The organism is Bacillus sp. AFS023182, assembly GCF_002560575.1.
In the GTDB taxonomy this organism is placed as follows: Bacteria; Bacillota; Bacilli; order Bacillales; family Bacillaceae_G; genus Bacillus_A; species Bacillus_A arachidis.
Genome location: NZ_NTRO01000026.1, coordinates 36,488 through 49,464 on the forward strand (window position 1 = coordinate 36,488; position 12,977 = coordinate 49,464).

Consider the following 12,977-nt stretch of genomic DNA (forward strand, 5'->3'; position numbering starts at 1 on the left):
TTTACTAATATAGAAAATATGAGATAAGAAGAGTAATCAAGGCGCTTCCGCTAATGATGCAACGTTTTTGTAAATATTTTTCCATGAAAACACCCTTTTTGTTTTTTCTCTATATAATGTATTTTCAAAAAAGGTTGTTATACATTAAGATGTTTGAACGCTTGGGTATGCTCTTTTTTCTTATTTTTGGATGGGGTCGAAATATATGTCTGCCCAAGAAACAATACATGAAGTTGGTCCCACGGTAACATACGTAAGTTCCAGTTATTACGAAGTCGTGTAATTGCCTCTTTAGGCGTCTCATCAGCAAGTGCAAACGTACCGTAATGCATTGGGATGAAATGCATTGCTTTTACATCTAGAAAAGCTTGTACTGCTTCCTCTGGAGAAACATGTGATACTTTCATAAACCATTCTGGTTCGTATGCACCAATAGGCATTAAGGCAATATCAATAGAAAATTGGTTGCCAATTTCTTTGAATCCTCGGAAATAGCCGCTATCACCGCAAAAATAAATCGTTTCATCTGTTGTACCATTATTTAAAACCCACCCACCCCAGTGGGAAGTGTTCATATCAAACAATGATCTTCTCGTCCAGTGCTGCGCTGGTACGAAGTGAAAGTCTACATCATTAATTTTTGTGAATTCCCACCAATTATATTCTTCTACTCGCAGAAACTTTTTTTTTGTAAATAACTTTTTTAATCCAGTAGGTACTAAGTATAGAACATCTGAATTCAATTGACGAAGTGTGGCAAAATCTAAATGATCATAATGACCGTGTGAAATAAGGACAATATCAATTTGGGGCAATTCCTGTAATGTAAGGCCGGGATTCGTTAACCTTGGCACAAGTTTTATTTTGTTTGACCATACTGGATCTGTTAAAATGTTGAGTCCATTCGTTTGTATAAGAAATGTTGAATGACCTATCCATGTAATCGTTGTTTTTTTAGTGTTCGTTCGTAAAAACTGAGTATGCTTGACAGGTGATTGTTCTACTAAATAAGAAAAATCTTTTTTGCTTTGTTTTCGTTCTTTACGCCAACGTAAAAAGGAACGAATTGGTTTTTTTGTACTAACATTATCCATGTTTTCATACCGTTTTACCATGAACATCACCTCATTTAAAATCTCTGTAGTTGTATTGTACCGAAATGTTGTAAAGGAAAAAAGTGAGAAAAATTGATTGTCGATTAAAAAATTGTAAAAAAAATAGTGCGGCCATCTTTACAAAGTGAGTGACTTATTGAAAATCGTTATGTAAAGAAGTAAGAAGGGAATGATATTAGTAAACAATGAAATAATTGTCTAGTAATTCGCTCAAAAATAGGAAGTAACATACCTAAATTCGTACGATTTCGTGAACAAATGCGATAAACAATTTTCTCATAGTGTTTACTTTTGTTATGATAAGCATGTCATACATAAATTAAAGAAAGAGAAGAGAGGTTTGAAAATGAAGCGTTATCAAAAGCTGATTGGTCTCATAGTTGTTTTTTGCTTCTTTATACTTGCAGGATGCGGCTCAGGGTCAAAACTCCGTAAACCATTAAATTGGGATTTAGAAACTTTTGAATACATAAATCAAGACGGTAAACAGTTTGGAACAAAAGATTTAAAAGGAAAAGTATGGGTGGCTGATTTTATGTTTACAAATTGTCAAACGGTTTGCCCTCCAATGACTGCGAATATGGCAAAGTTGCAGAAGATGGCAAAAGAGAAAAAGCTAGATGTGCAATTCGTTTCATTTAGTGTAGACCCTGAACTTGATAAGCCAGAGAATTTGAAAACATTTATACAAAAATTCACAGAAGATACAAGTAATTGGAACTTGCTAACAGGGTACTCATTAGAAGATATCAAGAAATTCTCAAAGGATAATTTCCAATCACTTGTAGATAAACCAGAGAATGGGCAAGTTATCCACGGAACATCATTTTTCTTAGTCGATCAAGAAGGTAAGGTAATGAAAAAGTATAGCGGAATGAGCAATACACCATATGAAGATATTTTACGTGATATGGAACGGTTATTGAAATAAAAGAAGGATGCTGAGCATCCTTCTTTTTGTATATGGAAAAATATATAATGGTTAATCTATCGATAAAATGTCGTGCTGTTGTGGAAGTTTTGGAGCGCGGATTTCTAAAATGCCATTTTGATAGGAAGCTTTTGCGTTTTTTTTCTCAATTAAATATGGAAGTTTAATCATGCGAGAAGCTCCTGACATGGAGCGCTCACGGCGATAGTAATTATGTGAAACTTCATCTTTTGTTTCTTCCATGAAATCTTCCGTAACAGAGATTTTTAAGTATTCGCTTTGAATTTCTATTTGGATTTGTTCCTTTTGAACGCCTGGGAGTTCTGCTTTTATGACTAGGTCTTCACCAGCTTCATATAGGTCTACAGGAAATGTTAATAAACGGTTTCCTTTTTGAAAAAAGTGATTCATATCTGCAATTACATCACGCAATGGTGTTTGTTCAAAAAAATCATCGATTTGCTTTAAGTAACTACGAATTGGTGGACGAGACGAAGAATCTTTTTTTTCATCACTCATGTTTTTTGCCTCCTAGAAATCAATTTGCAATATCATATGACAAATGTGTGCAAATGTGAGTGCCTATTTTTCATGTTTGTTCAAAAAAATTGGGTAAAATGTGAAATGGAGTGATTTTTTTATAGTTTTTATCGCCATATTGAGTTGATTATGCTAGTATAAATAGGGTTGATATAGTAGTATAGAAACAGAATGAAAACTGAAAGAGGGTAAGAAGAATGTGTGGTTTTGTAGGATGTTTATGTGAAAACCCTAGAGAGTTTTCAGAAACAGAAAAACATCAATTTGAAAATATGAACACGATTATTTTCCACCGTGGTCCAGATGACGAAGGATATTTTCGTGATGAACATGTACAATTTGGCTTCCGCCGTTTAAGTATCATTGACTTAGAGGCAGGACATCAGCCACTAACGTATGAAAATGATCGATATGTAATTATTTTTAATGGTGAAATTTACAATTATGTAGAATTACGTGAAATGTTACTTGAAAAAGGCGCAACATTTGCAACACAATCTGATACAGAAGTTATCATTGCATTGTATGCACATATGAAAGAAAAATGTGTAGATTACTTACGTGGTATGTTTGCATTTATGATTTGGGATCGTGAAGAAAAGAAACTTTTCGGTGCACGTGACCACTTCGGTATTAAGCCACTATATATCGCACAGCAAGGTGATACAACATTCTTTGCTTCTGAAAAGAAAAGTATTATGCATGTAATGCAAGACAAAGGGGTAAACCCAACTTCATTGCAACATTACTTTACGTACCAATATGGACCAGAGCCAGAAACACTAACTGTTGATATTAATAAAATTGAACCTGGTCATTATTTCGTAAAAGAAATCGGTAAAGAAATGGAAATTCATCGTTACTGGAAACCGTATTTCAATGCTTCAAGTGCAACAAAAGAGGAGCACATTCAAGCGATTCGTGATGTATTGTACGATTCTGTAAAAGTGCATATGCGTAGTGACGTACCAGTAGGTTCATTCTTATCTGGTGGTATTGATTCATCTATCATTGCTTCTATTGCAAGAGAAATGAATCCAAACCTTTTAACATTCTCTGTTGGTTTCGAACGCCGCGGCTTCAGTGAAGTTGATGTTGCAAAAGAAACTGCAGAAAAACTAGGTGTAACAAACCATAGTGTCTTCATTACAGCAAAAGAATTCATGAATGAATTCCCAAAAATCATTTGGCACATGGACGATCCTTTAGCTGATCCAGCTGCTGTACCATTGTACTTCGTTGCAAAGGAAGCTCGTAAGCATGTAACAGTAGTTCTTTCTGGTGAAGGTGCAGACGAGCTGTTTGGTGGATATAACATTTATCGCGAGCCAAATTCTTTAAAAATGTTCTCTTACATCCCTACTCCAGGGAAAAGCGTTTTAAAAGCATTAAGTGGTGCGCTTAAAGAAGGATTTAAAGGGAAAAGCTTCTTAGAGCGTGGATGTACACCAATTGAAGAACGTTACTATGGTAATGCGAAAATCTTCCGTGAAGAAGAAAAAGCTGAGCTAATGAAGTATTACAATGAAAGTGTAAACTATATGGATATCACGAAACCATTGTACAATGAAATTAAGGATTATGACGATGTTAGCAAAATGCAATATATCGACATGTTTACATGGCTACGTGGCGACATTTTATTAAAAGCTGATAAAATGACGATGGCAAATTCATTAGAACTTCGTGTACCGTTCTTAGATAAAGAAGTGTTTGACGTTGCGTCTAAAATTCCAACAGAATTAAAAATTGCAAATGGGACAACAAAAGCAATTTTACGCGAAGCAGTGCGAGGAATCGTTCCAGATCATGTATTAGATCGCAAAAAGCTAGGCTTCCCAGTACCAATTCGTCACTGGTTAAAAGATGAAATGCATGATTGGGCTGTTAATATTATTAAAGAAAGTAAAACAGAGCATTTAATCGACAAACAGTACGTATTAAACTTACTGGAAGCACACTGTGCGGATAAAGGTGATTATAGCCGTAAAATTTGGACAGTACTTGCGTTTATGGTATGGCATCAAATTTATGTAGAGCATAAATACGATACAAATGAGTTTCATGAAGAAACAAAGCGTGCGTATAGCTTAGTTTAAGTAGAAAAACCTTAAGGTCATATACGACCTTAAGGTTTTTTTCATAAATATGTATTATGCTTGATACACTAATAGTAAGAGGGTGGACAACATATGATTACGTTTGAAAAAGTGAATACAGAGACAAAAAGAGTTGTTGAAGAAATGTTTGCTTCTCATGGTTTTAATAGGAAGAAAGTTCAATATTGTATAAAAATTGATGATACATATATTGGTGTAATGGATTATACAGTACAAGGTGAACACGCTGTATTATCTAATTTAATTATTCATTTTGATTACCAAGGTTACGGATATGGAACAAATGCTTACTTTACATTTGAAGAAATGATGAAGCATAGAGATATAAAAGATATCCAGGTACTAAAAGGAGATCTAACTGAACAAGCTAAATCTTTTACAGAGGGACTCGGCTTTATATGGAATGGTGAAATATACATAAAGCGCTTCTAGAAGGAAAAAGGATACCTGAGATAAGAAATGAATATAAGGCAGGTGGATGTATGACGATGACGTCGGGTTTTTTACTAATAGGGGGGTGTTTTGTTGTGGCAGAACTTTGCCAAATTTTCATTCGGAAAATGATGCGTAAAAAACGCAAGCCGTATGAATGGCAATACATTCCCGTATTTTTTATTTTGTTTTTCACTTTATATTTATTGCAAAATACGATAAATTTTCCGCCAATGTTAAATATTTTTTTGAAGTTTGGCTTAATATATAGTGGCATTGGAATAGCTATTTTATTTTGTTTGTTTTGTATACGACATGTTCATTATCAGTCGTACATATTTATTTTAAATTGGCTTAATCGAGATGATGGAAACCGCCTTACATAAGGGGGTTTTTTTATTTGTTTTGTAACCAACTTTTTATGTTGTACATAAAATAGGACGAGCATAATTATATGCTCTATTAAATACAGAAAGGAAATGGCATATGAAATTAGTTATAGACGCAGGTCATGGTGGATACGATTCCGGTGCTGTTGGTAACGGTTTGCAAGAAAAAGATTTAACACTTCAAATTGCTAAGCGTGTTCGAGATATTTTACTTGCAAATTATACAATTAATATTAAGATGACACGCGATAGTGATGTCTTTATCCCGTTATCAGAACGTGCCAATATTGCTAATTCTTTCGGAGCAGATTACTTCATCTCATTTCATATTAATAGCGGCGGCGGAACAGGTTTTGAAAGTTATATTTATAATGGACTATCAGATAGTAGTTCTGCAGCAGCTAAACAACAAAAGATGCATGCGGCAGTTAATCCTGTTTTAACAAAATACGGTTTGAGTGATCGTGGTGCGAAAAAGGCCAATTACGCAGTACTAAGGGAAACGACTATGGATGCATTATTAACAGAAACAGCATTTATTGATACAACCTTTGATGCAAATTTATTAAAAAATCCGCAGTTTATAGAAGATCTATGTCAAGCGTATGCAAAAGGAATCGCTGCAATTTTAGGGTTAACGGAAAACCAAAATCCTCCAAATCCAACTCCTCAAACAAAAGGGGTGGCATATATCCGTGGGCAGAACGTAAATTTAAGAAGCGGCCCATCAACATCATCCCCAGTAATTCGTCAGTTAAATTATCCAGAATCCTATGTAGTTTATCAAGAAAGTAACGGTTGGCTAGATTTAGGCGCAGGCCAATGGATATATAATGATCCATCATATATTGATTACGTGAAATACGGGAATAGTGATGGAAGCCCGATTGGAGTGGCAAATATTCTAGGAACGAACGTAAATTTAAGAAGTGGTCCATCGACATCATCATCAGTAATCCATCAGTTAAATTATCCAGAATCCTATTTAGTATACGCAAACCAAAATGGTTGGCTAAACCTAGGAGGAAATCAGTGGATATATAATGATCCATCTTATATCAAATATGATCAATATTAAAATATGAAAAGATTATGAATAGAATCGAATAATACCCTGCCTCGAATGTCTTGCAGACAGAAGAATTTAGAGGGAGGGATTTTTTTGAGGAAATATATGCTAGAAAAGTTTTTTAAAATATATTGACAACATTTATTCAATACATTAACCTTTAAAATGTCAATGATAATCAATTTCATCTAGGAGGAAGTATGATTCGAACTAAAAATATCTTTATGCTCTGCATCGTAATGTTAATGGTTATGATTGCAGGGTGTGGCAAAGAAGAGAAGAAAGAAACGAATGAAGCAAAAGGAAAAGATTCGTATGTAATTAAGCATGCGATGGGAGAAACAACGATTACGGGGACACCTAAAAGAGTGGTTGTCCTAACAAATGAAGGCGCCGAGGCACTTTTAGCGGTCGGAGTTACACCGGTTGGTTCTACAAAACCAAGAGCTGGTGATGAATGGTATCCACATGTAGCGAAAGAATTGAAAGATACAAAAGTTGTAGGAACTGAGCGTGATGTTAACTTAGAGGCAATTATGAAACTAAAGCCTGATTTAATTATTGGGAATAAAATGCGTCATGAAAAAGTATATGAACAATTAAAAGAGATTGCACCTACTGTTTATGCTGAAACACTGCGCGGAGATTGGAAAGAAAACTTTACGTTATACACAAAAGCTGTAAATAAAGAAAAAGAAGGGCAAAAAGCTCTTGGTGATTATAAGAAGCGTATTGAAGGAATAAAAGAGAAACTAGGAGATAAAGTAGAATCTAAAGTTTCAATTATTCGATTCGTTCCAGGTGACGTTCGTATTTATCAAAAGAATTCATTCTCTGGTGTAGTGTTAAATGATATTGGATTTAAGAGACCACCACTTCAAGATAAGGATGATTTTGCGATAAAAGGTGTTACAAAAGAACAAATTCCGAATATGGATGGAGACTACTTATTCTATTTCACATCCGATAAAGATGCTAAGAAATCGAATGAAGGAAATACAATAGCGAAAGAATGGACAGAAGACCCACTCTTTAAACAGTTACAAGCTTCCAAAAATAATAAAGTATTTGAAGTAGATGAAGTTATTTGGAATACAGCTGGCGGCATTAAAGCTGCGAACCTTATGCTAGATGACATTGAAAAATACTTTTTGAAATAAGTAAAGTAGAGAAAAACACATCACTATTTAAAGGGTGATGTGTTTTTTAAGTCTCAAATAACAGAAAATTCTTTCTGTTAAACAGGGGAAAGTTGTAAAATGGAATTAATAAAAGTAAAGGAGTGAAGAAATGATGAATGGTGCTCACAAAGATTGGATTTTGTTTAATGGTAAAATTGTAAATACCAAGGAAGAACAGCCAATGGTTGCATTAGAAGAGAGAGGTCTACAATTTGGGGATGGGATATATGAAGTATTTCGTTTATACAACGGGAAACCTCACTTGCTAGATTTACATTTAGAGCGATTTTTTAAATCTATGAAGGAAATTCATCTTGTTCCACCCTTTACAAAAGAAGAATTAATTCAGCAACTTCATCAATTAATTGAGAAAAATCAATTTCAAGAAGATGGTAATGTGTATATTCAAATTTCAAGAGGCGTGCAGCCGAGAAATCATATATACAACTCTCATTTAGAGCCAATGTACTTTGCAAATATTGTACCATTCCCAAGACCAATTACTACTATGGAAAAGGGTATCAAAGTAACAGTGGAAGAAGATATTCGCTGGAAATTTTGCCATATCAAATCTTTAAATCTACTACCTAATATTATGATTAAGAATAAAATTAATGAAGAAGGGTATCAAGAAGCAATATTAGTTCGAGATGGGATTGTAACAGAAGGGTGTCATTCAAATTTCTTTATTATAAAAAATAATAAGGTGATTACGCACCCTGCAGATCATTTTATTTTACATGGGATTACTCGTCATCATGTCATTTCATTAGCAAAAGCCCTACATATTGAAGTAGAAGAGCGCGAGTTTTCATTACAAGAAGTATACAAAGCAGATGAATGCTTTTTTACCGCAACACCTCTTGAAATATTTCCTGTCATTCAAATAGGAGCCGAGCAATTTGGTAATGGAGAAAGGGGGCCAGTTACGAAGCGGTTACAAGCTTCTTATGAGGAGAGTATTGCACCTTTTAAAGTTACTAATTGAACGTGAGAGGAAAGAGGAGCTGGTATTCTTCCAGCTTTTTTTTGTGGTATAATTGATCGTAAGGTGATTTCTGAAAACGCTATAAAAGGGGATTCTATGTATATGAAATATGAAGCATTTAAAGAAATAATTCACGGAAGACGAAGTGTCCGAAAATTCACAGAGCAAGAAGTATCTGTTCGTGATATAGAAGAAATTATTGATTGTGCTCGTTACGCACCAAGTGATACGAATTCACAAACGTGGGAATTTATTGTCATTATGAATCGGGATAAAATTAAAAAAATTGAACAAATGACATGGGATGCTTTACATAAGTTGGCTGCACAAGCAACGGAAAAAGGTGAAGAAAAAGCAGGTAAATTACTTACACGTTCGTTTGGACCATATGCAACAGCTTTTTCTGATGCACCAGTTTTAATTGTATGCTTAGCTACACCATACGAATCTAAGTTTCGCGAAAAAATATTTGATCCGATTGACTTCGTTCCAAATTCAGTATGGGAAGAAGAAGGGATTAAGAGTAGCTGTTTAGCTGCACAAAATTTAATGTTAGCAGCATATGCAAGAGGACTTGGGACTTGTCCAATGACAGGACCTGTGTTATTGGCTCAAAATCAACTGCGACAATATTTACAAATTGAGCCTGAGAAACAAATCAATATGGTAATTTCACTTGGTTATCCGAAAGATCAAGCGAAAAAACTAGCGCGAAAAGAAGTTGAGGATATTACAAAGTTTATTTTTTAGAGTGCTGTGCGAAAAATTAGAAAAGACATTGGTGCATCCAATGTCTTTTCTAATTTTTTTAGAAGGGGATATTTTTTACTAATAATGGGCTAAAATGAGGAATAAGAAGGAATTTCTAATTATTTCTTGAAAAAATTAATGATGTTAAAAAAGAAAATATGGTACAGTAGTGATGAACAGAATGTTTGTTCACGGAAGTTTAAAAAAACTGAGCTTAGAACAGATAGTTATTTCTGTATAATAAATAAAGAATAAATTTACAGGGGGGATGAATTTTGAAAAAATTCATAATCGCTGGATCGTCTGCTTTGTTATTGGTTGGGTGTGGTGTCTCAAACGGAAAAGAAGAAACCCAGCCGGTAAAAGAAGAACAAGTTGTGAATGCAAGTGAAGAGAGTGTAACGCCTTTTCCTGAGGGGACAATGCCGATTGGCGAGGGAAGAGTAAAAGTAATTACACCAGATGGCACTTCAGAGGGTGGGAATATACCAACTGTATTTGTAAAGAAAGACGCCCTCATTCAGCAAGTTGAATTAGAACTTACTCATTTTCAAAATGATAAAGAGACATTTGTATTCGTAGATAAAATATTTGAAGATAAACATCATGTTACTAACATGACGCAGACAACAGTAGAATTAAAACAAAGCACGTTAGAGACAGGCTACCATACAATAACGGCAGTTCAATTTGAAAATAATGATCCATCAGGAAAAGTTATTAATTTTGTGCAGGCTAAATTTGAAAATAAACCAGCGTTTTAAAATAGCTAACATGTTATGCATAATAAAAAGTACACTACTGAAAAAGTAGTGTACTTTTTGTTTTATCTGTTTTTCGTAAAATGGGATTGTCAAGCGAAAGGATCTTACTGGATGATAATAAAAAGTGCAATATTACCGACGTATTCCAATCGATATATCCAAATCAAATAAAAATGACAAATACCTGTATCTTATATATAAATGCTTCGTAGGGATTTGTTTGAAAATGTCGAATAAAATATATTGAGTCGTTAAAACTCGTTTTCTATTGTTTAGCGTGAAACAAGTAGGGAGGAGAATAAGTGATGAAGCGGGCGCTTATAAATATTGATTATACATATGATTTTGTAGCAGAAAATGGTGCTTTAACGTGTGGAAAGGCAGGGCAAGATATTGAAGAGCATCTTGTAGCGATTACGAAGGAGTATATTGAAAACGGAGATTATGTTGTGTTTACTATTGATAAACATGAAAAGAATGATTCCTATCATCCAGAGACACAATTATTTCCACCACATAATATAGCGGGTACAAAAGGAAGAGATTTATACGGAGAGTTGCAAGATCTGTATGAAAAATATCAAGATAATGAGAATGTATACTATATGGACAAAACACGTTATAGTGCTTTTGTTGGAACGGACTTAGAAATGAAATTAAGGGAAAGAGGAATACAGGAAGTGCACCTTGTTGGCGTATGTACGGATATTTGTTTATGAATATTAGGAATCCACTTTCCCTTCAAAGCTTATTATTACAGTAATATCTCATAATAATCCTTCAATTAACTATCTGTTTGCAATTGAAGGATATGGTTAGCTTTTATTAATCACTAATGTTAAAATATGTATGTGAAAGTAAAGAAATTATTTAGCTAATAACAGAATCTGAAAAGACTCTTTAGAACAACTAATCAGTGTTTTGTATATTGTTGTTACAGTAAATGTTGTTGTAGTTTAATGGGCCGTGACTAAACCTTGATACTTATATACATAAAAACAGACTCTAGAATGAGCTATTTTTTTCGTAGTTAAACAGAACGTATGTTTTCGTATTGAAACTGTTTCCTTTTTGCACAGTAGTATCCTAAATTGTAAATTAAAAAACATTGAGATAGGAGATGAATTAAGTTGAAGACAAGATTTGACGACATTGTTAGGATTGATGAAATTGGTAGAACAAACAGAATGAAACTAAATGATTTACTTGTTTTGGCAAAGGCAGAGGAATTAGTTCCTGCGAGCGAAGATAAGGAACGAGTAATGGTTATTGGGATTGACTTTCAAAATGATTTTATGGAGAACGGAGAATTAGGGGTTCCAAATTCTCATCGAGATATTCGAAATATCACAAATTTTATCTATAAGAACTTAAATAAAATTACCACTATCGCAGTGTCATTAGATACCCATGACTTACATCAAATTTTTCACCCTTGTTGGTGGGTGGATAGAGAAGGGAATCACCCAGCCCCATTTACTATTATTAAATTAGATGATGTAGAGGAGGGGATTTGGATAGCGGTGGAAAAGCAAAAAGAAAGCTTAGACTATCTGCGTAATCTCGAAAAAATAGGTAAGAAGCAACTGTGTATTTGGACATATCACTGCATTGAAGGAACTAATGGGGCGGCATTAGAAGGTCAATTTTCTAATATGATTCATTTCCACTCTATTGCTCGAAACACCAAAATAGAAAAAATCGTAAAGGGAAAAAATCCATTAAGTGAAATGTATGGGATGATTAAGCCTGAATATGCAGTGGGCGATGAAGGGAATTATGAATTTTTAAATTCATTAAAATCTTACAAAAAAATCATTATTGCAGGAGAAGCCAAATCTCACTGTGTCTTAGAATCAGTAAAGCAAATTGTTGAACATTATACAGATGACCGTTCTGTAACCTCCAATATTTATCTATTAAATGATTGTATGAGTCCTATTCCTAGTTATGAAGAGGAAACGGAAAAAGCATTTGAGCAATTAAAACTAACATATGGAATTCATATTGTTAACTCAACGGATTTGCTGCTTTAAAAGCTATGAAAGAATCATTAGAACTCGGTTTTATAAAGTGAAACACTTTTATATTGGAGGCACAAATTGTTAAGTGCATTAAAACAAATGGAGTTTGAGCAATTTGATGGTATCGTTGAAGTTGATGAGACTTATTTCCTATACTCTCAAAAAGGGCAACGTGGCATTACGGAACGCAAACTCCGTAAGCGAGGTGGAAAATTCAAACATATAGGCATTAGCCCCAAACAAGCAACTGTCTCAAAAGTTGCTTGTTTGGGGCGTGTTGTCAAAAATAAGGTGGATACTATGATTGGCTCTAAACTGACCCCTAATAATGTACTTGTTACAGATACTTGGAGAGTGTACAAAACCTACGCTAAAGAAAAGGGGAATGAACATTACAGAATTAAGTCAAATGATGGTAAGTACGTTATTAAAGGCTTGTATCACATTCAAAATGTAAATGGTCTCCATTCTCGTATGAAACAATGAATAGACCGATTTAAAGGCGTGGCTACAAAATATCTCGATAACTTGCTTGGTTTTTATTTGTTGATAGTTGCAGTAACGAAAGCACTAAACATAATATAAAAGAGTTTCTCCTATCTTCATTTGTGTATGAAATGATTGATACATATGAGAGCTTAAGTTTATCGTGTAATTGTTAATTCTTATGCACA

At 34.1% G+C, this 12,977-nt stretch carries 12 protein-coding genes and 2 pseudogenes; 12 read left to right on the plus strand and 2 right to left on the minus strand.

The annotated features are described in order from the left end of the window. Positions 1–137 precede the first annotated feature (137 nt). A complete protein-coding gene (locus tag CN288_RS14085) occupies positions 138–1,115 on the minus strand; it encodes an MBL fold metallo-hydrolase (protein ID WP_098302496.1) in 978 nt (325 codons plus the stop codon). Positions 1,116–1,461: 346 nt separating this feature from the next. On the opposite strand from CN288_RS14085, the gene CN288_RS14090 reads away from it, so the two are divergent. Beyond that, complete coding sequence (locus CN288_RS14090; RefSeq protein ID WP_026594301.1) at positions 1,462–2,046, plus strand: SCO family protein; 585 nt, start codon at positions 1,462–1,464, stop codon at positions 2,044–2,046. Positions 2,047–2,097: 51 nt separating this feature from the next. On the opposite strand, the gene CN288_RS14095 is transcribed toward CN288_RS14090, so the two are convergent. Then, positions 2,098–2,565 carry an Hsp20/alpha crystallin family protein gene (locus tag CN288_RS14095; RefSeq protein WP_026594302.1) on the minus strand — a complete coding sequence of 156 codons (468 nt, stop codon included), beginning with the start codon at positions 2,563–2,565 and terminating at the stop codon, positions 2,098–2,100. Positions 2,566–2,783: 218 nt separating this feature from the next. On the opposite strand from CN288_RS14095, the gene asnB reads away from it, so the two are divergent. The 11 genes and pseudogenes from asnB to CN288_RS14150 form a co-directional block, all read left to right on the plus strand. Continuing rightward, entirely contained in the window at positions 2,784–4,685 is a 1,902-nt protein-coding gene (gene asnB, locus CN288_RS14100; protein WP_003197399.1) for an asparagine synthase (glutamine-hydrolyzing), read from the plus strand. A 93-nt stretch (positions 4,686–4,778) separates the two neighbouring features. Further along, a complete protein-coding gene (locus CN288_RS14105) occupies positions 4,779–5,138 on the plus strand; it encodes a GNAT family N-acetyltransferase (protein ID WP_026594303.1) in 360 nt (119 codons plus the stop codon). 56 nt (positions 5,139–5,194) lie between these two features. Continuing rightward, positions 5,195–5,524, plus strand: coding sequence for a hypothetical protein (locus CN288_RS14110; RefSeq protein ID WP_026594304.1), 330 nt, complete (start codon positions 5,195–5,197; stop codon positions 5,522–5,524). A gap of 100 nt (positions 5,525–5,624) precedes the next feature. After that, the gene (locus CN288_RS14115) at positions 5,625–6,605 is read left to right on the plus strand and encodes an N-acetylmuramoyl-L-alanine amidase (protein WP_098302497.1); all 981 of its coding nucleotides are present in this window, start codon (positions 5,625–5,627) and stop codon (positions 6,603–6,605) included. A 191-nt stretch (positions 6,606–6,796) separates the two neighbouring features. Further along, positions 6,797–7,756 carry an ABC transporter substrate-binding protein gene (locus CN288_RS14120; protein ID WP_026594306.1) on the plus strand — a complete coding sequence of 320 codons (960 nt, stop codon included), beginning with the start codon at positions 6,797–6,799 and terminating at the stop codon, positions 7,754–7,756. A 133-nt stretch (positions 7,757–7,889) separates the two neighbouring features. Further along, a complete protein-coding gene (dat, locus tag CN288_RS14125; RefSeq protein WP_026594307.1) occupies positions 7,890–8,765 on the plus strand; it encodes a D-amino-acid transaminase in 876 nt (291 codons plus the stop codon). A gap of 102 nt (positions 8,766–8,867) precedes the next feature. After that, positions 8,868–9,515, plus strand: a complete 648-nt coding sequence (locus tag CN288_RS14130) for a nitroreductase family protein (protein ID WP_090689140.1) — start codon at positions 8,868–8,870, stop codon at positions 9,513–9,515. Between the two features lie 275 nt (positions 9,516–9,790). Further along, positions 9,791–10,279 (plus strand): hypothetical protein, encoded by a 489-nt coding sequence (locus tag CN288_RS14135; protein ID WP_026594309.1) that lies wholly within the window; start codon positions 9,791–9,793, stop codon positions 10,277–10,279. A gap of 305 nt (positions 10,280–10,584) precedes the next feature. Next, positions 10,585–10,995 (plus strand): annotated as a pseudogene (locus CN288_RS14140) (cysteine hydrolase family protein); the annotation flags it as partial. 414 nt (positions 10,996–11,409) lie between these two features. Then, the gene (locus tag CN288_RS14145; protein WP_098302498.1) at positions 11,410–12,315 is read left to right on the plus strand and encodes a hypothetical protein; all 906 of its coding nucleotides are present in this window, start codon (positions 11,410–11,412) and stop codon (positions 12,313–12,315) included. 42 nt (positions 12,316–12,357) lie between these two features. Further along, positions 12,358–12,965, plus strand: a pseudogene (locus tag CN288_RS14150) (IS1595 family transposase); the annotation flags it as partial. Positions 12,966–12,977 lie beyond the last annotated feature (12 nt).

Bases quoted from the DNA above. Each gene is read 5' to 3' on its own strand.
- CN288_RS14085 (WP_098302496.1), bottom strand. From the start codon at position 1,115: ATGGTAAAACGGTATGAAAACATGGATAATGTTAGTACAAAAAAACCA.
- CN288_RS14090 (WP_026594301.1), top strand. From the start codon at position 1,462: ATGAAGCGTTATCAAAAGCTGATTGGTCTCATAGTTGTTTTTTGCTTC.
- CN288_RS14095 (WP_026594302.1), bottom strand. From the start codon at position 2,565: ATGAGTGATGAAAAAAAAGATTCTTCGTCTCGTCCACCAATTCGTAGT.
- asnB (WP_003197399.1), top strand. From the start codon at position 2,784: ATGTGTGGTTTTGTAGGATGTTTATGTGAAAACCCTAGAGAGTTTTCA.
- CN288_RS14105 (WP_026594303.1), top strand. From the start codon at position 4,779: ATGATTACGTTTGAAAAAGTGAATACAGAGACAAAAAGAGTTGTTGAA.
- CN288_RS14110 (WP_026594304.1), top strand. From the start codon at position 5,195: ATGACGTCGGGTTTTTTACTAATAGGGGGGTGTTTTGTTGTGGCAGAA.
- CN288_RS14115 (WP_098302497.1), top strand. From the start codon at position 5,625: ATGAAATTAGTTATAGACGCAGGTCATGGTGGATACGATTCCGGTGCT.
- CN288_RS14120 (WP_026594306.1), top strand. From the start codon at position 6,797: ATGATTCGAACTAAAAATATCTTTATGCTCTGCATCGTAATGTTAATG.
- dat (WP_026594307.1), top strand. From the start codon at position 7,890: ATGAATGGTGCTCACAAAGATTGGATTTTGTTTAATGGTAAAATTGTA.
- CN288_RS14130 (WP_090689140.1), top strand. From the start codon at position 8,868: ATGAAATATGAAGCATTTAAAGAAATAATTCACGGAAGACGAAGTGTC.